Source organism: Bradyrhizobium sp. SZCCHNR3119, from assembly GCF_032487775.1.
Classification (GTDB): domain Bacteria; phylum Pseudomonadota; class Alphaproteobacteria; order Rhizobiales; family Xanthobacteraceae; genus Bradyrhizobium.
This window is the reverse complement of record NZ_JAUEUV010000002.1, coordinates 1,078,559-1,099,517: the sequence shown is the minus strand read 5'-3', so window position 1 is coordinate 1,099,517 and position 20,959 is coordinate 1,078,559. Positions and strand designations below refer to the sequence as shown.

Genomic DNA, 20,959 nt, shown 5'->3' with positions numbered 1-20,959 from the left:
CGATTTTCGTTCGGGCTTAGCCCGAATAGTACATGTCGAACTCGACCGGGTGCGGGGTCATTTCGAAACGCTCGACCTCGGTCATCTTCAGCGCGATGTAGCTGTCGATGAAGTCGTCGTCGAACACGCCACCGGCCTTCAGGAAGGCGCGGTCCTTGTCGAGATTTTCCAGCGCCTCGCGGAGCGAGCCGCAGACGGTCGGGATCTGCTTCAGCTCTTCCTTCGGCAGGTCATAGAGGTCCTTGTCCATCGCCGGGCCCGGATCGAGCTTGTTCTTCACGCCGTCGAGGCCGGCCATCAGCATCGCGGCGAAGCCGAGATAGGGGTTGGCGAGCGGATCGGGGAAGCGCACCTCGACACGCTTGGCCTTCGGCGACGCGGTGTAGGGGATGCGGCAGGACGCCGAACGGTTGCGCGCGGAATAGGCGAGCAGCACCGGCGCCTCATAGCCCGGGACCAGACGCTTGTAGGAGTTGGTCGACGGGTTGGTGAAGGCGTTGATCGCCTTGGCGTGCTTGATGATGCCGGCGATGTAGGACAGGCAGGTCTCCGACAGGTCGGAATACTTGTTGCCCGCGAACACCGGCTTGCCGTCCTTCCAGATCGACTGGTGGACGTGCATGCCCGAGCCGTTGTCGCCGTAGACCGGCTTCGGCATGAAGGTGGCGGTCTTGCCGTAGATGTGCGCGACCTGCTGGATGCAGTACTTGTAGATCTGCATCTGGTCGGCCATCAGCGTCAGCGTGTCGAACTTCATGCCGAGCTCGTGCTGGGCGGAAGCGACCTCGTGGTGATGCTTCTCGACCTTGACGCCCATCTTGGCCATGGCGCCGAGCATCTCCGAGCGCATGTCCTGCACCGAGTCCTGCGGCGGGACCGGGAAGTAGCCGGCCTTGGTGCGGATGCGGTGGCCGAGATTGCCGCCCTCATATTCGGTGTCGGAGTTGATCGGCAGCTCCGACGAATCGAGGCGGAAGCCGGTGTTGTAGGGGGTGGTCTGGTAGCGGACGTCGTCGAACACGAAGAACTCGGCCTCGGGGCCGACATAGACGGCGTCGCCGATGCCCATCGACTTCACCATGGCTTCCGCCTTCTTGGCGATGCCGCGGGGGTCGCGGTTGTAGGGCTCGCCGGTGGTCGGCTCGAGCACGTCGCAGGTGATGATCATGGTGGTTTCGGCAAAGAACGGGTCGATCGTGGCCGTGACCGGGTCGGGCATCAGGCACATGTCGGATTCGTTGATCGCCTTCCAGCCGGCGATCGAGGAGCCGTCGAACATGACGCCTTCAGCGAAAGTATCCTCTTCGATCATGCTGACGTCGAACGTCACGTGCTGCCATTTGCCGCGCGGATCGGTGAAGCGCAGGTCGACGTATTTGACGTCGTTGTCCTTGATCGATTTCAAGACGTCTTTGGCGGTCTTCATGAATACCCCTCTTGGCTAGAGCATGATCCGGACGAGTGCCGACGGCCTTCCGAAAAGGCCATGCCCAATCAAAAATCTAGAGCGCGACGGCGTTCTCCTGGCCGTATCGCGCCCTCAATCTCTTGTCACGGCCCGGCCGCGGGACGGCGACTGCGGGTCATGCTCCATAGCGTCGGGCGGGGCGCAAGACAATATCGTAAAACGCCAAAATAGCCGCCTGCGAGTGTCTTGCATGAGACACCCGAGCTGCCTGCAAGCTGCTTGCGCTGCAAATATTCTGTAAAGGGCTCGGACCGAGCTGAGTCCAAGCCCTGGCTTCCAGTGACGCTAGATTGCGTCGAGCCCGGATTCTCCGGTTCGGATGCGGATGGCTTCCTCGATGTTGGAGACGAAAATCTTGCCGTCGCCGATGCGGCCGGTCTGGGCCGCGCGGCGGATCGCCTCAATCGCGCGTTCGACCAGATCATCGCCGATCACGATCTCGATCTTCACCTTCGGCAGGAAGTCGACGATATATTCCGCGCCGCGATAGAGTTCGGCATGGCCCTTTTGACGGCCGAAGCCCTTGGCTTCCGTCACGGTAATACCCTGCAGTCCCACTTCCTGAAGCGCTTCCTTCACCTCGTCGAGCTTGAATGGCTTGATGATGGCTTCAATCTTCTTCACTGAGCGCCTCCCGGGCATTCCGACATAAAGAACAGCAAGGTCATCGTCAGGCTGCGCGACGCAGCGCAGATCGTGCAATCACTCGGGTACAGGGCCTGACATGCTTCGGTGGGAGCCCGGCTCGTCACTGCCCGTGTCGCCCGCGCCAAAGCTGCTCCACAAAAGCAGGGTCTATGCCAAACCGTTAACAGGCCCAAATCGAATGATAATCAGGCTCTTAGCACAAGCCCGACGATTCCCTTTTGGGAAAGTCAGAATACCGAAGCCTGCGGAATAGGCAAACAGATGAAATGATGTGCAGGGCGGGCGGCTGCGCGGGCGGTGCCGCCGAATTGCCTCAGGATAAGGCGACTGGATGGCCCGTTCGCCGCTATCTTGCGTGCAATGCCTGCTTGGAACTTCGCCGCGGCCACGGCAATAGAGGCATTGAGGACGGTCGGGCGCCTGAGCCCACGACCTCGCCGTTGGGGCGGCGAGAGGGGACGGGTAGCCTGGCCTAAGCGGGGACGTAAGCCGATGGAAGTTTTGACCACGAGTGAGATGGAGCGCGCCGATCGGCTCACCATCGCCGCCGGTACCCCCGGCTTCTCGCTGATGCTGAGCGCGGGCCAGGCCGTCGCGCAGGCCGCCATGGACCTCGTGGAGGAGGGGCCGATCCTCGTGGTCTGCGGTCCCGGCAACAATGGCGGTGACGGCTTCGTTGCGGCGGCCGAGCTGGCCGCCCAAGGCCGCGAGGTCTCGGTCATCCTAATGTGCGAGCGCGATGCGCTGCACGGCGATGCGGCCTCGGCCGCCAAGGGCTGGAAATACCCGGTGCTGCCGTTCACTCCGCAGGCGATCGGCAAGCCCGCGCTGATCATCGACGCGCTGTTCGGTGCGGGCTTGAGCCGTCCCGTGACCGGCGAGCCGCATGAGATGATCGAGGCGATCAACGCCAATGGTGCCAAGGTGCTTGCGGTCGATCTGCCGAGCGGCATCAATGGCACGACGGCCGCAGTGATGGGGATTGCGGTCCGCGCCACCGAGACCGTGACCTTTTTCCGCAAGAAGCCTGCGCATCTGCTCCTGCCCGGGCGGATGCATTGTGGGCGCGTCCGCGTCGCCGATATCGGCATCGACCCGCGGGTGCTGGCCGAGATCAAGCCGCAGGCTTTCGAGAACAGGCCGGAGATCTGGCAGGCGCAGTTTCCGGTCCCGCACATGGACGGACACAAATACGCGCGAGGGCATGTGCTCGCGGTCTCCGGCGACATGACGGCCACCGGTGCTGCCCGCATGGCAGCGCGCGGCGCGCTGCGGGCCGGCGCCGGGCTCGCCACGCTGGCGTCCCCGCGCGATGCGCTCGCCGTGAATGCGGCGGCGCTGACGGCGGTGATGGTGCGCGCCGTCGATACCCCGATCGAATTCGCCGAACTGCTCGGCGACAAGCGTTACAACACCTGCATCATCGGTCCGGGAGCCGGGATCGGCGAGCGTACCCGCGACCTCGTTCACACCGCGCTGTCGGCGCAGCGCCACCTCGTGCTGGATGCCGATGCCCTGACGAGCTTTGCCGATGCGCCGGAGCGGCTGTTCGAGCAGATCCGCGGCAGCTCGGCGCCGGAAGTGGTGCTGACGCCGCATGAAGGCGAGTTTCCACGCCTGTTCTCCGATCTCAGCAACAAGCATCCCGGCCGCTCCAAGCTCGAGCGCGTGCGCGACGCGGCCGCGCGCTGCGGCGCGGTGGTGCTGTTGAAGGGCGCCGACACCACGGTGGCCGCGCCCGACGGACGCGCCACCATCGCCGCCAATGCGCCGCCCTGGCTGGCCACCGCGGGCGCCGGGGACGTGCTGTCCGGCATCATCGCAGGGCTGCTCGCCCAGGGCGTGCCCGCATTCGAAGCCGCCAGCATCGGCGTGTGGATGCATGGGGAGGCCGGCACCGAGGCCGGGCCGGGCCTGATCGCCGAGGATCTCACCGAGACGCTGCCGGCCGTGTTCCGGCGCATCTATGATACGTTCGGGATCGAGTATTGAGCTTGCTTCCGCCGCGTCGGCTTGCGCTGTCCGACATGGACGCCGCCGCCCGTGTGCATCGCGCGGCCTTCGATGCGGCGCTACCCTGGCTTGCTGGCTTGCATACGCCAGACGAGGATCGCTGGTTCTATCGCGAGCGCATCTTTCCCACCTGCGAAGCTTGGGGAACATTCGCTGGTGATGAGCTGACCGGCATCATCGCCTTTCGCGAAGGTTGGATCGAGCAGCTCTATGTGCTTCCGCAGGCGCAGGGGCAGGGAAGCGGCACTGGGCTGCTGGACATTGCCAAGCATGCATTCGATCGGCTGCTGCTGTGGACCTTCCAGCGCAACAGCGTGGCACGCCGCTTCTACGAGCGACGCGGCTTTCAGCTTTCGCAGGAGACCGACGGCGCGCGCAACGAAGAGCGCGAGCCGGACGCCCTCTATCGCTGGACGCGTGATTGATCGATCACTGCACCTGATGTTTCGCTACCGCCGTCTCGTTCCAGGCCAGGCCCAATCCCGGACCGCGCGCGGTCACCGTGCCGTCCGTGACCTGAACCGGGTTCAGCAGGATCGCGCCCGCGATATCCAGCAGCTCCAGCCAATGCGCAGTCGGCGTCACCGCCAGAACATGCGCACTCGCCTCAGGCAGCAGATGGCTCGACATCGGGATCGAGGCGCCATCCGCCTGGCCGGCCACATTGAGCCAGCCGGTGATGCCGCCGACCTTCATCAGGTCGGGCATGATGAAGTCGGACGCACCGGCGGCGATCGCCTCGGCAAAGCCGCGCGGAAACCACCAGTTCTCGCCGGCCTGGATCGGGACGGTCGAACGCTCGCGCACCCTGGCGTGGCCGGAGAGGTTCTCCTGCGGCACCGGCTCCTCGATCCAGGTCAGATCGTAGGCTTCCAGCCGCGCGATCCGCCTGATCGCCTCGGTCGGATCGAGCGACTGGTTGAAGTCGAGCATCAGCGCGACGTCGGGGCCGAGCAGGGCGCGCAAGCCCTTGACCATCTGTTCGTCGACCGCGAGATCGCCGTGGCCGCCCTTGGTCTTGACGCCGTGAAAGTCCTGCTCCGCAATCGATTGGCGCAGCAGGCGCGCGTCGGCGACGGGATCGAGCACGCCATAACTGTCATAGGCGCGGATCGGCCGTGCCGCGCCGCCGAGCAGTTCGGCGACCGGCTTGCCCGCGACCTTGCCGCGCGCATCCCAGAACGCCATGTCGAGGCCGGACACGGCCATGCCGACCAAGCCCTGCCAGCCGAGCAGACGGAATTTGGCATCGAGCATGTGCTGCAGATCGAACGGTGCGACCGGCTTGCCGACAAGGTCACGGCCGATCTCCTCGACCAGCAGGACGAGGGGTTTCAACACCTGCCGGGTGTAGGCAAAAACATATGAGTGCCCGGTGACGCCCTGATCGGTCGCGACGTCGATCAGCACCAGGGGCCCCGCCTCGATCACACCGAAGGCATTGCGGACGGGACGCTTGAGCGGGGCGACGACGGCGCGGGCCGTGACGCCGGTAATGGCGGGGACGGTCATTGTTTTTGTCCTTGTTCCGGTCGTCGGGCCGGTTGCCTCAGCTGATCTCATACCAACGCACAAGTCGGGGCGCGGCCCAGTCGGCTCCCATGCTCTCGATCAGGAAGCGCCCGGCGGTGTCGGCGGCGAAGGCGATGCGCTGGGTCTGCGCGGGTTGGAACGCCAGCGTATCCAGCCAATAGGGCTTCCAGCCGTCGTCGAGCCGGTCGAGCAGCCGGAAGTGGTGACCATGGAGATGAACCGTCGTCGCGATCGCGGCGCGGTTGGTCAGCGCCAGCACCACGGTTCGACCGGCTTTGGAGTGGAAAGCGGGGCTGCTGGCGGCCGTGAAATTGGCTGGCGCTAGCCATTCAGCCCCGTCGAGCGCGAACTCGGCCCTGACCGCATTCTTGAGGTCCAGCTTCTCGGGCAGGCCGTTGGACGGCAGCGCCGGCGCCGCTGGCAGCGGCGCGGTGCGCAACGGCGGCTCCTCGGATCGCACCAGGCGGCCGATCGGACGGGCGGTGCTGCCGTCGTGCAGCAGGATCGGCAGCGGCGCCGTGGTGGCGGCCGGCATGTCGATCAAGACATCGGTGCGGCCGCCCGGCGGCAGCACCACCGCGCCATTGCGGGCGAGGAACGGTTCGGCCGGCTGGCTGTCGATGGCCATGACGCGGACCTCGAGATCGGCGATTTTTACCGCGATCACAGCGCGTTGGCAGCCATTGATGAAGCGGAGCCTGATCCGGTCATGCGCCCGGGCGCGAAGCTCCGGCAGCGATTGACCGTTGACGGTGAAGGCCGTTTGCGCGTCGTGCGGGTCGCGGCCGGGGGCTAGCGCCGTCCCGTCGGGCGTCAGGCGCCAGTCTTCGATCAGGAAAATCTCGTCCCGATCGACCGTTAGCGGTTGCGCTTCATCGACGATGACAGGGAGGGCCCGCCCGGGCGCCCGAGCGCCATCCAACAGCAGACGGAGGTCCAGAATGCCGGTGCCGGCGCTCGGGCCCCCGATCTTGAAGTTCGCGCTGGCGGCCGGCGCCAGCGCCGGCTGTCCGAGCAGGGGCTCGAAATCCATGACCGGGCTCGGGCCGCGAAAGGTCAAAGTGGTGGGGACCGGCAAATCGTTGACCAAAGCCAGCGGCGTCACGCTGCCTTGCCGTGTCCGCAACTGGGGCTCGGAACTTGCCAGCCCCCAGGCCGATGCTGCGGGCTGACCGGACATTAGGGGCAAGGATTCGGCCCGGGCGCGCAGGCGAAGCGGAGGGGGGGGCGCCGCCGCAGCGCGAGCAAGGACGAGCGGCGGCATCAAGCCGATGCCAAGCCCTGTGCCAAATCCCGCCAGCAGGCTGCGCCGGCTCAGTGCGCCCAGACTAGCCTTCATCGCGAAAACATCGCACATTGAGGGGGATGCAAGCCATCTTTATCTCCCTATCTTTACTGCGCTGCTTCAACGTCCGGCCGGGGCCAAAGCGCTGTTGACGGTCCATTTTTTTGCTGCGGCGAGGTTCGCGCGTGGTATAAGCCGCGCCGCCCGCGGCATCGCGGCCGGGCTTACGACGCAGTTCACGCGGGCGTGGCGGAACTGGTAGACGCGCTGGATTTAGGTTCCAGTGACGAAAGTTGTGGGGGTTCGAGTCCCTCCGCCCGCACCAAGCGCTATCCTGGCGTTTGCCCTGAGATTTGCGGCCGAACTCGTTCTCTGGCCAAGAGAATCGGGTTCGCCATCCACCGGCGCAAGGCCATTCGGCCGCGCGTCGATCATAATTGAGAGTGCCCCGGCCGGACGAGCCGGAGCCGAAGCGGAAGAAGATTGACGCCATGCAGGTCACAGAAACCTTGTCGCAAGGGTTGAAGCACGAGTTCCAGGTCAGCGTTCCCGCCGCCGATCTCGACGCCAAGGCGGGCGCCAAGCTGTTCGATCTGAAGGACAAGGTGCGCCTCAATGGCTTCCGTCCCGGCAAGGTGCCGGTCGCGCACCTCAAGAAGATCTACGGCAAGTCGGTGATGGCCGAGACGGTCGACGAGACGATCCGCGACACCAACACGCAGATCTTCACCGAGCGCGGCTTTCGCCTCGCGACCGAGCCCAAGGTGACGATGCCGACCGAGGAGGCCGAGGTCGAGAACATCCTCTCCGGCAAATCGGACCTGACCTATACCGTCTCGGTCGAAGTGGTGCCCGCGATCACGCTGGCGGACTTCAAGAGCTTCTCGGTCGAAAAGCCGGTGGCCGAAGTTACCGATGCCGAGGTCGATGAGGCGGTCAAGCGCCTGGCCGACAGCAACCGCAGCTACACGCCCAAGGCGGAGGGCGCCAAGGCCGAGAACGGCGATCGGGTCACGGTCAATTTCAAGGGAACCATCGACGGGACGCCGTTCGAAGGCGGCACCGGCGAGGGCATTGACGTCGTCATCGGCTCCAACACCTTCATTCCCGGCTTCGAGGATCAGCTGACTGGCGTCGGCGCCGGCGAGACCCGCACCCTGAAGGTGACGTTCCCGGCGAACTATCTGAACGACAAGCTGGCCGGCAAGGCCGCGGAATTCGAGACCACCGCGACGGCGATCTCGGCTCCGCAGGAGACCGCCATCGACGACGAATTCGCCAAGACGCTCGGCGTCGAATCGCTCGAGAAGCTGAAGCAGATGATGCGCGACCGGCTCACGAGCGAGTTCAACGCGGCATCGCGCCAGCGCGTCAAGCGCGCGCTGCTCGACAAGCTCGACGAGGCGCACAAGTTCGAGGCGCCGCCGTCGCTGGTCGATGAAGAGTTCAACCTGATGTGGAACTCGATCAAGGCCGAGATGGAATCCTCCGGCAAGTCCTTCGCCGACGAAAACACGACCGAGGAGAAGGCGCGGGACGAATACCGCACCATCGCCGACCGCCGCGTGCGGCTCGGCCTCGTGCTGTCGGAGATCGGCGAGAAGAACAAGATCACCGTGACGGACGACGAGGTCGGCCGCGCCGTGATCGAGCGTGCACGCTCGATGCCGGGCCGTGAGAAGGAGGTCTGGGATTACTATCGCAGCAACGCCCAGGCGCTCGCCCAATTGCGTGCCCCGATCTATGAGGAGAAGGTCGTCGACTTCATCCTCGAGCTCGCCAACGTGGCCGAGAAGAAGGTCTCCAAGGACGAGCTGTTCAAGGAAGACGAGGACGAGAAGGCGGCCTGATCGGCCGCTCTCTCGCGACGATTGCGCATCAGCTTTCAATTAACGTTGACCGGCGAAACCGCCGGTCTTCGCCATTCCAGCCGCTAGGCGGGGCTGCGGGAATCGGCTTCAACGTTGTTCAACGTTCATCGGCCCTGGTCGCAGGGGACCTTTCGTTCCTGGTCTTGTCACCGGGAATTTGGTCTATATCTGTGAACGCGGTCTTTGAAGTTCTGCATCACGGGATGTCTGCCCGCCGCTCGCTCTCTCATCCATCGGTTCTCGGAGCAGGAGCACATTTTTCGCGGCGGCAGGGATCCCAAACGGCTGGTCCAACTTTTGGGTGAAACATGCGCGATCCCGTCGAAACCTACATGAACCTGGTGCCTATGGTGGTCGAACAGACCAACCGCGGTGAGCGCGCCTACGACATCTTCTCCCGCCTCCTGAAGGAGCGCATCATCTTCGTGACCGGTCCGGTCGAGGACGGCATGTCGACGCTGATCGTCGCGCAGCTGTTGTTCCTGGAAGCGGAGAACCCGAAGAAGGAAATCGCGATGTACATCAACTCGCCGGGCGGGGTGGTGACGTCGGGTCTGGCGATCTACGACACGATGCAGTTCATTCGTCCCGCCGTATCGACGCTCTGCACCGGGCAGGCGGCCTCGATGGGCTCGCTGCTGCTGGCCGCCGGGCACAAGGACATGCGCTTTTCGCTACCGAACTCGCGGATCATGGTGCATCAGCCCTCCGGCGGGTTCCAGGGGCAGGCGACCGACATCATGCTGCACGCCCAGGAGATCCTGAACCTGAAGAAGCGGCTGAACGAGATCTACGTCAGGCATACCGGCCAGACCTACAAAGCGATCGAGGATGCGTTGGAACGCGACAAATTCCTCACGGCGGAAGCGGCCATGGAATTCGGTCTGATCGACAAGGTTCTCGACAAGCGGCCGGAGGATCCGGCGCCGTTGGCCAAGGCGCTCTAAGCCGAGCCAGGCGAGAGCGGTATTATGGCACGGCGGCACATCTGCCGCCGGAGCCTTGCCCTTGATGCATGTCGCAGTGGCAAGGGCGCAACGATCGGCCGATTTCGTGCGTATTGACCCGTGTCAAGGCCGAAAATCACGGTAATGTCACGGTTTGAGGCGTGTCATCCAATTAGCGAATTCTTGATAGTCGGATGACAGCATGGTTGGCTAGAGTCAGCGTTTATGCATCGCGGGGGATTCGCGCAGGCCGTGAGTCACACGGCACGTAAATGGCAAGGGTTTAGTTTTGGTACGGAATTTGCTCTTTCACCATTCCGGTCCGGCGATTGCCGGATTGGTACGAACGAGCGGACAAGATCGAACCGCGGACGGAGACAGGAATGAGTAAGGTCGGCACGGGCGACTCCAAGAACACGCTATATTGCTCGTTCTGCGGCAAGAGCCAGCACGAAGTCCGCAAACTGATCGCGGGTCCCACCGTCTTCATCTGCGACGAATGCGTCGAGCTCTGCATGGACATCATTCGCGAGGAGAACAAGTCCTCGCTGGTGAAGTCGCGTGACGGCATTCCGACCCCGAAGGAGATCTGCAAGGTTCTCGACGATTACGTGATCGGCCAGAGCCATGCGAAGAAGGTGCTCTCGGTCGCCGTGCACAATCACTACAAGCGGCTGAACCACCAGACCAAGCACTCCGACGTCGAACTCGCGAAGTCGAACATCCTGCTGATCGGCCCCACCGGCTCGGGCAAGACGCTGCTCGCGCAGACGCTGGCGCGCATCCTCGACGTGCCGTTCACGATGGCGGATGCGACGACGCTGACCGAAGCCGGCTATGTCGGCGAGGACGTCGAGAACATCATCCTGAAGCTGCTGCAGGCGGCCGACTACAATGTCGAGCGCGCGCAGCGCGGCATCGTCTATATCGACGAGATCGACAAGATCAGCCGCAAGTCGGACAACCCCTCGATCACGCGCGACGTGTCGGGCGAGGGCGTCCAGCAGGCGCTGCTCAAGATCATGGAAGGCACGGTGGCCTCGGTGCCGCCGCAGGGCGGGCGCAAGCATCCGCAGCAGGAGTTCCTGCAGGTCGACACCACCAACATCCTGTTCATTTGCGGTGGTGCGTTCTCTGGACTCGAGAAGATCATTTCCGCGCGCGGTCGGGCGACCTCGATCGGCTTCGCGGCCCAGGTGCTGGCGCCGGAAGACCGCCGTACCGGCGAGATCTTCCGTCACGTCGAGCCGGAGGATCTCCTGAAGTACGGCCTGATCCCCGAATTCGTCGGCCGTCTGCCGGTCGTGGCGACGCTCGAGGATCTGGACGAGAACTCGCTGAAGAAGATCCTGACCGACCCGAAGAACGCGCTGGTGAAGCAGTACCAGCGGCTGTTCGAGATGGAGAACATCGAGCTCACCTTCGCCGACGAGGCGCTGGGTGCTGTTGCCCGCAAGGCCATCGAGCGCAAGACCGGTGCGCGCGGTCTGCGGTCGATCCTCGAGAGCATCCTGCTGGAGACGATGTTCGACCTGCCGGGCCTGGAAGGCGTCGAGGAAGTGGTGATCTCGCGCGAGGTGGTCGAGGGCACCGCGCGTCCGCTCTACATCTACGCCGATCGGTCCGATCGCGCCGTGGAAAGCAGCGCCAGCGCGTGATGCGCGCTGGCTGCAAGACCTGACGTCGCGATTTTTTCGGAATATGAGTCGCTGCGGACGATGTCCGCGGCGACATATTTGCTCAGCGTCCCGCCGCGTAAGCCTTAATTGGCGGGTGTTTTCCGACACTTGACTCCCCCTGGGTCGATAGCCACCTAATGTGCGTGGCGGAAAAATTCTCGATCCTGGGATTCGCCTCAACAACGATCCGAAACAAGCGGGCGACTCCAAAGCGTCAGTGAAGTCCGGATCAGATCGCACCTTGTGGCGGTTGCGCGAGCGAGCGGGCTGCGTGCAAGGGGGCAAAACAAAAGGAACAGGCCATGACCACCCCTAAACCCCGGCCAACCATCGTCTATGGCGAAAGCCACGCCTATCCGGTGCTTCCGCTCCGCGACATCGTCGTCTTCCCGCACAACATCGTGCCGCTGTTCGTTGGCCGCGAGAAATCGATTCGCGCGCTCGAAGAGGTGATGAAGAACGACGCGCTGGTCATGCTGGCGACGCAGAAGAATGCGTCCGATGACGATCCAGCTGCGGATGCGATCTACGAGACCGGTACGCTTGCAAGCGTTCTGCAGCTGCTGAAGCTGCCCGATGGCACCGTGAAGGTCCTGGTCGAAGGCCTGGAGCGCGCGCGCGTCGAGAAGTACACCGACCGGGCCGATTATTATGAAGCGACCGCCGTCGCGCTTGAGGATACCGACGCTAAGTCGGTGGAGGCCGAAGCGCTGGCGCGGTCCGTGGTCTCGGATTTCGAGAGCTATGTGAAGCTGAACAAGAAGATCTCGGCTGAGGTCGTCGGCGTCGTTCAGTCGATCACCGATTTCGGCAAGCTGGCCGACACTGTCGCTTCGCACCTCGCCGTCAAGATCGCCGATCGCCAGGGCATCCTGGAGACGCTGTCCGTCACCACGCGCCTGGAGAAGGTGCTGGGTCTGATGGAGAGCGAGATCTCGGTGCTGCAGGTCGAGAAGCGGATTCGTTCGCGCGTCAAGCGCCAGATGGAGAAGACCCAGCGCGAGTACTACCTGAATGAGCAGATGAAGGCCATTCAGAAGGAGCTGGGCGACGAGGACGGCCGCGACGAGCTCGCCGATCTGGAAGAGCGCATCAACAAGACCAAGCTCTCCAAGGAAGCGCGCGAGAAGGCGCAGCACGAATTGAAGAAGCTGCGTCAGATGTCGCCGATGTCCGCGGAAGCGACCGTCGTGCGCAACTACCTGGATTGGCTGCTGTCGATCCCGTGGAACAAGAAGTCCAAGGTGAAGAAGGATCTGGAGGCCGCCCAGGCGGTGCTGGATGCGGATCACTATGGGCTGGAGAAGGTCAAGGACCGCATCGTCGAGTACCTGGCGGTGCAGTCGCGCGCCAACAAGCTGACCGGCCCGATCCTGTGCCTGGTCGGACCTCCCGGCGTCGGCAAGACCTCGCTCGGCAAGTCGATCGCCAAGGCCACGGGACGCGAGTTCGTGCGTGTCTCGCTGGGCGGCGTGCGTGACGAGGCCGAGATCCGCGGTCACCGCCGGACCTATATCGGTTCGATGCCCGGCAAGATCATCCAGTCGATGCGGAAGGCGAAGACCTCCAACCCGCTGTTCCTCTTGGACGAGATCGACAAGATGGGCTCGGATTTCCGGGGTGACCCGTCATCCGCGCTGCTGGAGGTCCTCGACCCCGAGCAGAACACGACCTTCAACGATCACTATCTCGAGGTCGACTACGATCTGTCCAACGTGATGTTCATCACGACCGCGAATACGCTGAATATTCCGGGGCCGCTGATGGACCGCATGGAGATCATCCGGATCGCGGGCTACACCGAGAATGAGAAGGTGGAGATCGCGCGCAAGCATCTGATCCCGAGCGCGCTGTCGAAGCACGGTCTGGATTCGAAGGAATGGTCGATCGACGACGACGCGTTGCTGCTGATGATCCGCCGCTACACCCGCGAAGCGGGCGTGCGCAACCTCGAGCGTGAGCTCTCGACACTGGCCCGCAAGGCGGTGAAGGAGCTGATGATCTCGAAGAAGAAGTCGGTGAAGGTCACCGAGAAGACCCTTGAGGACTTCCTGGGTGTTCCGAAATATCGCTTCGGCGAGATCGAACAGGACGATCAGGTCGGAATCGTTACAGGCCTGGCCTGGACCGATGTCGGCGGCGAACTGCTCACCATCGAAGGCGTCATGATGCCCGGCAAAGGCAAGATGACGGTGACGGGCAATTTGCGCGACGTCATGAAGGAGTCGATCTCGGCGGCGGCGTCTTACGTCCGGTCGCGTGCGATCAACTACGGCATCGAGCCGCCGATGTTCGATCGGCGTGACATCCACGTCCACGTGCCGGAGGGGGCGACCCCGAAGGACGGCCCCTCGGCCGGCGTGGCGATGGCCACCGCGATCATCTCGGTCATGACCGGCATCCCGGTCCGCCACGATGTCGCGATGACCGGTGAGATCACGCTGCGCGGACGGGTGCTGCCGATCGGCGGCCTGAAGGAGAAGCTGTTGGCTGCTGCCCGCGGCGGCATCAAGACGGTGCTGATCCCCGAAGACAACGCCAAGGATCTCACGGAGATTTCCGATGCGATCAAGGGCGGTATGGAGATCGTTCCGGTCGCCCGCCTCGACGACGTCGTCGCTCGCGCCCTGGTGCGCAAGCCGGTGCCGATTGTCTGGGAAGAGGATGCCAAGGTGCCGGTGAATGCCGCTGAGGGCGACGAAGCCGCCGGTGGCCTGACCGCACACTAAGATCGAACGAGATGAACGAAACGGCGCCTCCGGGCGCCGTTTTTGTTTCAGCGAGGGCGCCGCATCGACGAGATAAGGGGGCCGATCGTCGGGCCTGACGATTGATCGGGCCGCGGGCAGAGGGTAAAGAGGCGGTCGTTCGGGCGGTTAGCTCAGCTGGTTAGAGCATCTCGTTTACACCGAGAGGGTCGGGAGTTCGAATCTCTCACCGCCCACCACTGTCTCGGTTACACGGCGCAAAATCTCCGCAACGGACCAGAGCATCGGGGCAAGCGCTGGCCGGCCTGCCCGTCTAGGAACTAGTCGTCATCACCACCCTGGATCCGGAGACCCTGTCCATACGGGTTGGTCGGGCTGTCGGGAGAGTAAGGATTGCCGGAACCGAACTTGTTATTGATGCTGTCGGGAGAATACGGGCTCCCGTAACGACCATACGGATTTGAGACCGAGTCGGGGTCGTAAGGGTTGCTGCTCAGGCGTCCTCGGTAATTTCCATCGTTGTCGTAGAGTTTAGGGGCGTCGGTGGCGTAAGGATTATTTGCAGATCTGTTGCCATATGGACTGCCATACTGTCCGTACGGGTTGTTTATACTGTTGGGATTGTAAGGATTGCCTGCGCCAAAGCGGTTTCCCGTAGAGTTTGGGTCGTAGCGGTTCGCCGAATAATTGCCGAGATATTGAGCGCCTGCGTTGGACGTCAGGGCCAGCAAGACGGCAATTGCACCAATTCGAGCAAGGTCCCTCACTTTAATCCCCCTTCAAAATCAAAAAACGATTCCCCTCTACCGCAATCAGATACGTACCGCGATTCCATCGCGCATATTTTCGTTTCATCCAATCTCGCGGGAAGGTTTGCGAACTGGAACTTCCGTTACAGTTTTGCGTTTGCCCGGTCGTTTGGCTGGGGCTTTGTTTGCGTATGTCGTTCGTGTCAGAAGCCGTCGCGGGGGCGTTTCGGCCGCCGGCGCCAGTGCCGCCCGCGGCCCGGTTGGGGCTGTTCAGGCTCCTGGCCACGCTCAAGCGCAACCCGTTGGAATGCTGGAGTGCGGATTTCTTCGAGTAGCCGATCGTGCGGGTCAAGCTGCCCTTCGCGGATGCGTGGCTGGTGCACGATCCTGCCGCGATCAAGCATGTGCTGGTCGACAACCCCGCCAATTATCGCAAGGACCCGATCCAGCGCCGCATCCTTGCTGTCGGACTCGGCGACGGCCTCTTGAGCGTCGAAGGCGAGCGCTGGGACATCCAGCGCCGCACGCTAGCACCCTTATTTGCACGCCGCACCGTGATCGGCCTCACCGCCGCCATGCTGTCGGCGGGCAGGGGATTGGTGGAACGCTGGCGCGCTCTTGCGCCGGGCGAGGTCATCGATGTCGCGGCGGAGATGACGCTGCTCACCCTGAACGTGCTGGCGCTGACGATCTTCTCGGACGGTCTGTCCAGCGACATCGACGAATTCCGACTGGCGATGAACACCTATTTTGCAACGATCGGCCGGATCGGCGCGCTCGATCTGTTCGGTGTGCCGGATGTCGTGCCGCGGCCGGGGCGGAAGCGGCTCAAGCAGGCCATGGGCTATTTCGAGGGCGTCATCGACCAGATCATCGCGGCACGGCGGCGACGCCTCGGCTTTTCCCAACGGCCCGGACCGGCTGCCGACCTGCTGACGTTGTTGTTGCGCGCACTCGATCCATCGACCGGGCGGCCCATGAGCCGCGCCGAGGTACGCTCGAACATCCTGACCTTTCTGTCGGCGGGCCACGAAACCACCGCCAACACGTTGGCTTGGTCCCTGTTCCTGCTCCTGCTCTCCCAATCCCCCGAATGGAAGGGCAAGGTGCGCCGGGAGGCGGATCGTGAATTTGGCGGCCCCCATGAGGGGCTCGTCGACCGGCTGGTGGTGACCCGCGCGGTGATCGAGGAGGCCTTGCGGCTCTATCCGCCGATTGCCGCGCTCAGCCGGTCGGCGGAGCAGGCCGACCAGGTCGGACCAGATGTTTTGCCAAGGCGGGCACTGGCCGTGATCTCGCCCTACGTGCTGCATCGCCATCGTACATTATGGGAGAGGGCGGACGAGTTCGATCCGACGCGCTTCTTGCCCGAGCCGAAAGCAAGGATCACCCGTTACGCTTATCTGCCGTTCGGCGCCGGCCCGCGTACCTGCATCGGCGCATCCTTCGCGCTGCAGGAAGCCACGCTCGTTCTGGCGATCATCGTGCAGCATTTCGATCTGAAGGTGGCCCCCGGCGCCAAGGTGTGGCCGCAGCAGAAGATCACGTTACGCCCCGCGAACGGCCTGCCGATGCTGATTGCGCCGCGCTGATCGCGAGTTGTCGTCTGCCCGGCATGCGGCTTGACATGACCGGGCCGCACATGCGCGATTGGAGGACCTTCGTCACAAGCGCGCGGATTATACGCCATGCAACTTCCCTCTGGTCACGAACGCAACGCCGATCAGATCGCCTATTGGAACGGTCCGGGTGGCCAGCGCTGGTCCGATCGCCAGGCCGCGCAGGACATCCTGCTCGCGCCGGTGTCGCAGATCCTGATCGAGCGCATCCAGGCCAAGCCGGGAGATCGCATCCTCGATATCGGTTGCGGCTGCGGCGGACTCGCGATCGCGCTCGCCAAGCAGGTTGTGCCGGATGGCCTCGTGCTCGGGATCGACATTTCGGCGCCGATGCTGGCCCGTGCGCAGGAGGCTGCGCCGGCCGGGCTGCCGGTGCAGTTCGAATTGGCGGATGCGACGGTCTACCCGTTTGCGCCTGAAAGCTTCGATCTCTTGGTGTCGCGTTTCGGCGTGATGTTCTTCGCCGAGCCCGTCGTCTCGTTCGCCAATCTGCGCCGGGCGCTCAAGCCCTCGGGCCGTATGGTCTTTGCGTGCTGGCGCGAGCCGAAGCAAAATCCCTGGATGATGGCGCCACTACAGGCCGTCTACCGCCATGTGCCCAAAATGCCTGAGGTGGCGCCGGAGGATCCCGGTCCATTTGCGTTCGCGTCGGAAGAGCGCGTCAGGCGTATCCTTGGGGAAGCCGGCTTTGCCGACGTGACGATGGAGGCGTGTCCGCTCTCGCTGGATGTGGCAATCGGCCAGGGACTGGACGCCGCGGTGCAATCGGCGCTCGAGATCGGCCCGGCGAGCCGGGCCTTGCAGGGGCAGCCCGACGACTTGCGCGAGGCGGCGCGGCAGTCGGTTCGAGAGACGCTCGCGCCTCATCTGCGCGGCGCCAGCGTGATGCTGCCGGGCTCGATCTGGCTGGTCACGGCGCGGGCGTAAATGAGCTTGACGCCAGCGACGGCAGTTCTCGCCGCGTGGGCGGCTGGCGACCGGGCGCTTACCAGGAGACCGAAGGGATCAAGCGACTGGCCTGAGCGCTCGGACCCGCTCAAGCTCGTCTTTGATGTGGCGGTCGGCTTCAGCGAGGCTGTCTCGCGTGATCTCGTCTGGCGACTTCGCCCCGGTCAGCGTCATCGTCACCCGCATGTCCGCAGCGAACAGTTCGAGCAGATTGGCGACCCCGCGCTGACCGTCTGCCGCCAGGGCATAGATGTAGGCGCGCCCGAGAAGCACACCCTTTGCTCCCAGCGCAAGCATGCGGACCACATCCAGGCCAGAGCGCACACCGGAATCGGCCAGCACGGTGAGCTCGCTCCCGACCGCTTGCGCCACGGCCGGCAGCGCACGCGCGCTCGGCATTGCACCGTCAAGCTGACGGCCGCCATGGTTCGAGACAACGATTGCGTCAGCGCCGAAACGCACCGCATCGCGCGCATCGTGGGGATCGAGTATACCCTTGAGGATGAGCTTGCCCTTCCAGCTGTCGCGGATCCATTCAAGATCCTTCCAGCTGATTGCCGGGTCGAAATTCTGGCCCAGGAAGCCCATGTAATCGGCCATGCTCATGTGCCGGCCGGTATATGCTTCGATATTGCCGAACGAGAGCGGCCGGCCGAAGAGGCCGACACTCATTGCCCAGCGCGGATGTGCGGTCGCCTGGATATACTGCCGGAGCCGCGCGACGGGGCCCGACATTCCCGAGTGGCGGTCACGGTAGCGAGAGCCGGGGGTCGGCATGTCGACCGTGAATAGGAGTGTCTTCATTCCGGCGGCCCAGGACCGCTCCAGCGCGTTGCGCATATAGCCGCGATCTTTGAGAACGTAGAGCTGCGACCATAGCTCCCCATCGGCGCCGGTCGCGACCTCCTCGATCGGGCAGACCGATACGGTCGACAGGGCATAGGGGATGCCGAACGCTGCGGCGGAGCGCGCGGCCTGTACCTCGCCGCGCCGGGCATACATGCCGGTCGCGCCGACGGGGCCCAACCCGACAGGCATGGACCACTTGCTGCCGAGGATCTCCGTGGCGAGGGTAGGGGCGCCGGCGCCTTGCAGCACGCGCTGGCGAAGCGCGATCGACTGCAACGCCTCGACATTGCTCGCCATCGTGCGCTCAGTGACGGCGCCGCCATCGATATAGTCGAACAGGAATCGCGGCAGTCGCCGGCGCGCAGCTTCTCGATAATCGGTTGGTGACGAGATGATCATCCGCCAATCCTCGCTGATTGCGAGCCCATGCCCGCGACACGAAAGATAGGGGGCCGGCGAACCCAATGAGAAATGAAACGTACGACTAGGCTCTAGTCGCGTTCAGAATAGTCAGCCCGATGGACCGCCGACCGCAGCATCTCGAGCCACGCGCGCGCTGCGTGCGAGAGGAAGGCGCCTCGTCGCCAGATCATGGCCAGCCGCCATTCCGTGTTCGGCTCGGCCAGCAGCACCGCGCTCACGCGGCGCGCGTCGGCCTGCTCCGCCAGAAGGCGCGGCAGGAACGCGATGCCCAATCGGGCAGCGGCCAACTCGATCAGAAACTGTACCTCGCTGCTGCGCGCGGCGATCACGGGTTCGAACCCATGCCGCAGGCAGCCATCCATGATCATGCGGCTGATCGCGAATCCTTCGGCGAACAGGATGAAGGGCTCGTGCTTGAGCGCGCCGAGGTCGATCGCGCCGGCGCCGGCCAGCGGGTGGTCGCAGGCAAGGAGCGCGACCAGCGGCTCCCGCCGCACGTCCAGAAACTCGAACTCCGATTCCTCCGGATAAACGGTCGCCGCCAGCTCCAGCTCGCCGCCGCGAACAAGGTCGGCCAGACGGTCGCCGCCATGCTCCGCCAGTTGCACGTCGATGTCCGGATAGGCGCTCCGATAGCGCGCGAGGAGGGGAGCGAAGATGCGGCTGCTCCCAACCGGCGGAAGTCCGATGCGCAGAGTTCCGCGCTTGAGACCGCGCAATTCCTCCAGCTCGGCCAAAAGGTCGCTTCGCTCCGTCAGCAGCCGTACTGCGCGCGGATAAACGATCTCTCCGAACGCGGTAAGCCGGACCTTGTGGCCAATCCGGTCGAGCAGCGGAGCGCCGAGTTCCTCTTCCAGTTGTTTCACTGCTTTGCTGACGGTGGATTGAGTCGCGAACACCGTCTTGGCCGCATGGGAGAAGCCACCCTGGCGGACCACTTCGACAAAGGCTCGGAGGGTTCTGAACTCCATGAGCATTCCAATATAGAATAGAATCTAGTCATACAAGTCAGTTTGGCGTTGATGCCGTCAAGGCTACATGGTCCACCGGAACCCGGATCGAGAACGACCATGGCCTCTCTTCAGACGTCGCTGACACGGCGAGCCAGCCGCCGGTCATGGCGCGGGCGCACACGCACTCGGACACGGCAAGCCGTGCGGTTCTTGCACCGGCGAGGCTTCTTGATCCGGCCCGGCGAGTTCGCGCTGCTCGACGGCGCGTCCGGCGGGCTTGCGGTGACGTTGATGGTCGTCCTGGCGCTCGTGTCGCCCGAGCCTCAAGCGGCTTGGGGAGCCTATGCCGCGTTCTGGACATGCCTGGCCGACAACCGCGCCGCGCCCAGATCGCGGCTGTGTGCCATGGCGATCTTCGTGCTCTCCGGCACATTCATAGCCGTGCTCGTGGCCGCCAGTGCCGTGCCGGGGTCGGTCGGCACCGGGATCATGATAGCTGCGCTTGTCTCGCTCTGCATCTATCTCGGCTCGCTGTGGCCCGGGATGGCGAATGTCGGCGTGCTGACCGCCGTCGTGGCGGTCGTTGCCGCCGAGCAACCGGCCCGAATTTCCGATGCTCCCGGCGTCGCGATGGCTTTTGTTTGTAGCGGCGGTCTCGCACTGCTGCTGCGAATGGCCAGCCTGCATGTGCTGGAAAAGGCCGACCTGACGACGAACTCGCTGGCGACAAATTCAGCTCATCAGCGAAGTCACGGCTGGCGCGAGGGATCGATGGCCCATGCCGGCCTATCAGGGGCAACCGTCCTCATCACTTACATGGCCGCACATGGCGCCTCGTTGCTGTTTCCGCAATGGGCGACCATGGCGGCCGTTGTCGTCACCAACATGGATGCGCGGACTTCCTGGCCGCGCACGCTGGAACGTGTGCTCGGCAGCATCTTTGGCGGCGCTGTCGCCTTCCTGGTCAGCGCGAAGCTGAGCCAGCCGACGGCATTGATCTGGCTGGTGCTCCCGCTGGCGACGGCCACGATTGCCTTGCGCGCGGTCAATTACACGCTGTTCGTCGTGTTTCTGACGCCGCTCTTCGTCGTCGTGACGGAGCTTGTCTTCCCGGAGGCTGCGCGCTGGGCGGCCGGGGCGCGGACTGCGGACAACATTGTCGGCAGCCTTGTTGCGCTCGCGGCCTGCCTGTCTTTCCTGTTGGCGGCTGCAAGCCGGAAGCGGATCAGGACTGCGCGCCGACGCTGATCCGCTGATCGGGAACGG

At 64.0% G+C, this 20,959-nt stretch carries 16 protein-coding genes and 2 tRNA genes; 11 read left to right on the top strand and 7 right to left on the bottom strand.

What is annotated here, in order from left to right; translation table 11 throughout:
- Nucleotides 1-16 precede the first annotated feature (16 nt).
- Together glnA and QX034_RS32420 are read right to left on the bottom strand one after the other, a co-directional pair.
- Entirely contained in the window at nt 17-1,426 is a 1,410-nt protein-coding gene (gene glnA / locus QX034_RS32425; RefSeq protein WP_315703435.1) for a type I glutamate--ammonia ligase, read from the bottom strand.
- A gap of 327 nt (nt 1,427-1,753) precedes the next feature.
- Complete coding sequence (locus QX034_RS32420) at nt 1,754-2,092, bottom strand: P-II family nitrogen regulator (protein WP_009027873.1); 339 nt, start codon at nt 2,090-2,092, stop codon at nt 1,754-1,756.
- 516 nt (nt 2,093-2,608) lie between these two features.
- On the opposite strand from QX034_RS32420, the gene QX034_RS32415 reads away from it, so the two are divergent.
- Nucleotides 2,609-4,108, top strand: a complete 1,500-nt coding sequence (locus tag QX034_RS32415; protein ID WP_315730946.1) for an NAD(P)H-hydrate dehydratase — start codon at nt 2,609-2,611, stop codon at nt 4,106-4,108.
- Nucleotides 4,109-4,143: 35 nt separating this feature from the next.
- Complete coding sequence (locus tag QX034_RS32410; protein ID WP_315730954.1) at nt 4,144-4,554, top strand: GNAT family N-acetyltransferase; 411 nt, start codon at nt 4,144-4,146, stop codon at nt 4,552-4,554.
- 4 nt (nt 4,555-4,558) lie between these two features.
- Here the strand turns inward: QX034_RS32410 and QX034_RS32405 are convergent, their stop codons facing one another.
- Both QX034_RS32405 and QX034_RS32400 read right to left on the bottom strand, forming a co-directional pair.
- Nucleotides 4,559-5,641, bottom strand: coding sequence for an enolase C-terminal domain-like protein (locus QX034_RS32405; protein WP_316184930.1), 1,083 nt, complete (start codon nt 5,639-5,641; stop codon nt 4,559-4,561).
- A gap of 37 nt (nt 5,642-5,678) precedes the next feature.
- Nucleotides 5,679-6,926 (bottom strand): multicopper oxidase domain-containing protein, encoded by a 1,248-nt coding sequence (locus QX034_RS32400; RefSeq protein ID WP_316184932.1) that lies wholly within the window; start codon nt 6,924-6,926, stop codon nt 5,679-5,681.
- 261 nt (nt 6,927-7,187) lie between these two features.
- Between QX034_RS32400 and QX034_RS32395 the strand changes: the two genes are divergently transcribed.
- From QX034_RS32395 to QX034_RS32370, 6 genes are all read left to right on the top strand, one after another.
- Nucleotides 7,188-7,272, top strand: a tRNA-Leu gene (locus QX034_RS32395).
- A gap of 166 nt (nt 7,273-7,438) precedes the next feature.
- The gene (gene tig, locus QX034_RS32390; protein ID WP_315703441.1) at nt 7,439-8,797 is read left to right on the top strand and encodes a trigger factor; all 1,359 of its coding nucleotides are present in this window, start codon (nt 7,439-7,441) and stop codon (nt 8,795-8,797) included.
- 329 nt (nt 8,798-9,126) lie between these two features.
- The gene (locus tag QX034_RS32385) at nt 9,127-9,765 is read left to right on the top strand and encodes an ATP-dependent Clp protease proteolytic subunit (RefSeq protein WP_315703442.1); all 639 of its coding nucleotides are present in this window, start codon (nt 9,127-9,129) and stop codon (nt 9,763-9,765) included.
- 383 nt (nt 9,766-10,148) lie between these two features.
- A complete protein-coding gene (clpX, locus tag QX034_RS32380) occupies nt 10,149-11,423 on the top strand; it encodes an ATP-dependent Clp protease ATP-binding subunit ClpX (RefSeq protein ID WP_315703443.1) in 1,275 nt (424 codons plus the stop codon).
- Nucleotides 11,424-11,746: 323 nt separating this feature from the next.
- Complete coding sequence (gene lon / locus QX034_RS32375) at nt 11,747-14,173, top strand: endopeptidase La (protein ID WP_315703444.1); 2,427 nt, start codon at nt 11,747-11,749, stop codon at nt 14,171-14,173.
- Between the two features lie 141 nt (nt 14,174-14,314).
- Nucleotides 14,315-14,391: transfer RNA gene (locus tag QX034_RS32370), tRNA-Val, on the top strand.
- A gap of 81 nt (nt 14,392-14,472) precedes the next feature.
- Here QX034_RS32370 and QX034_RS32365 read toward each other — a convergent pair.
- Nucleotides 14,473-14,883 carry a hypothetical protein gene (locus QX034_RS32365; protein ID WP_316196261.1) on the bottom strand — a complete coding sequence of 137 codons (411 nt, stop codon included), beginning with the start codon at nt 14,881-14,883 and terminating at the stop codon, nt 14,473-14,475.
- Between the two features lie 359 nt (nt 14,884-15,242).
- On the opposite strand from QX034_RS32365, the gene QX034_RS32360 reads away from it, so the two are divergent.
- Together QX034_RS32360 and QX034_RS32355 are read left to right on the top strand one after the other, a co-directional pair.
- Nucleotides 15,243-16,493 (top strand): cytochrome P450, encoded by a 1,251-nt coding sequence (locus QX034_RS32360; RefSeq protein WP_315703446.1) that lies wholly within the window; start codon nt 15,243-15,245, stop codon nt 16,491-16,493.
- Between the two features lie 96 nt (nt 16,494-16,589).
- Nucleotides 16,590-17,447, top strand: coding sequence for a class I SAM-dependent methyltransferase (locus tag QX034_RS32355; RefSeq protein ID WP_315703447.1), 858 nt, complete (start codon nt 16,590-16,592; stop codon nt 17,445-17,447).
- A gap of 78 nt (nt 17,448-17,525) precedes the next feature.
- Here the strand turns inward: QX034_RS32355 and lldD are convergent, their stop codons facing one another.
- Together lldD and QX034_RS32345 are read right to left on the bottom strand one after the other, a co-directional pair.
- Nucleotides 17,526-18,716 carry an FMN-dependent L-lactate dehydrogenase LldD gene (gene lldD / locus QX034_RS32350; protein WP_315703448.1) on the bottom strand — a complete coding sequence of 397 codons (1,191 nt, stop codon included), beginning with the start codon at nt 18,714-18,716 and terminating at the stop codon, nt 17,526-17,528.
- A 92-nt stretch (nt 18,717-18,808) separates the two neighbouring features.
- Nucleotides 18,809-19,711 carry a LysR family transcriptional regulator gene (locus QX034_RS32345; protein WP_315703449.1) on the bottom strand — a complete coding sequence of 301 codons (903 nt, stop codon included), beginning with the start codon at nt 19,709-19,711 and terminating at the stop codon, nt 18,809-18,811.
- 210 nt (nt 19,712-19,921) lie between these two features.
- Between QX034_RS32345 and QX034_RS32340 the strand changes: the two genes are divergently transcribed.
- Nucleotides 19,922-20,941 carry an FUSC family protein gene (locus QX034_RS32340; protein ID WP_316196260.1) on the top strand — a complete coding sequence of 340 codons (1,020 nt, stop codon included), beginning with the start codon at nt 19,922-19,924 and terminating at the stop codon, nt 20,939-20,941.
- Nucleotides 20,942-20,959: the final 18 nt, after the last annotated feature.

What these genes read in the sequence shown, in the direction of transcription:
- glnA (WP_315703435.1), bottom strand. Translation starts at nt 1,426, where the DNA reads ATGAAGACCGCCAAAGACGTCTTGAAATCGATCAAGGACAACGACGTC.
- QX034_RS32415 (WP_315730946.1), top strand. Translation starts at nt 2,609, where the DNA reads ATGGAAGTTTTGACCACGAGTGAGATGGAGCGCGCCGATCGGCTCACC.
- QX034_RS32410 (WP_315730954.1), top strand. Translation starts at nt 4,144, where the DNA reads ATGGACGCCGCCGCCCGTGTGCATCGCGCGGCCTTCGATGCGGCGCTA.
- QX034_RS32405 (WP_316184930.1), bottom strand. Translation starts at nt 5,641, where the DNA reads ATGACCGTCCCCGCCATTACCGGCGTCACGGCCCGCGCCGTCGTCGCC.
- QX034_RS32400 (WP_316184932.1), bottom strand. Translation starts at nt 6,926, where the DNA reads ATGCCGCCGCTCGTCCTTGCTCGCGCTGCGGCGGCGCCCCCCCCTCCG.
- tig (WP_315703441.1), top strand. Translation starts at nt 7,439, where the DNA reads ATGCAGGTCACAGAAACCTTGTCGCAAGGGTTGAAGCACGAGTTCCAG.
- QX034_RS32385 (WP_315703442.1), top strand. Translation starts at nt 9,127, where the DNA reads ATGCGCGATCCCGTCGAAACCTACATGAACCTGGTGCCTATGGTGGTC.
- clpX (WP_315703443.1), top strand. Translation starts at nt 10,149, where the DNA reads ATGAGTAAGGTCGGCACGGGCGACTCCAAGAACACGCTATATTGCTCG.
- lon (WP_315703444.1), top strand. Translation starts at nt 11,747, where the DNA reads ATGACCACCCCTAAACCCCGGCCAACCATCGTCTATGGCGAAAGCCAC.
- QX034_RS32355 (WP_315703447.1), top strand. Translation starts at nt 16,590, where the DNA reads ATGCAACTTCCCTCTGGTCACGAACGCAACGCCGATCAGATCGCCTAT.
- lldD (WP_315703448.1), bottom strand. Translation starts at nt 18,716, where the DNA reads ATGATCATCTCGTCACCAACCGATTATCGAGAAGCTGCGCGCCGGCGA.
- QX034_RS32345 (WP_315703449.1), bottom strand. Translation starts at nt 19,711, where the DNA reads ATGGAGTTCAGAACCCTCCGAGCCTTTGTCGAAGTGGTCCGCCAGGGT.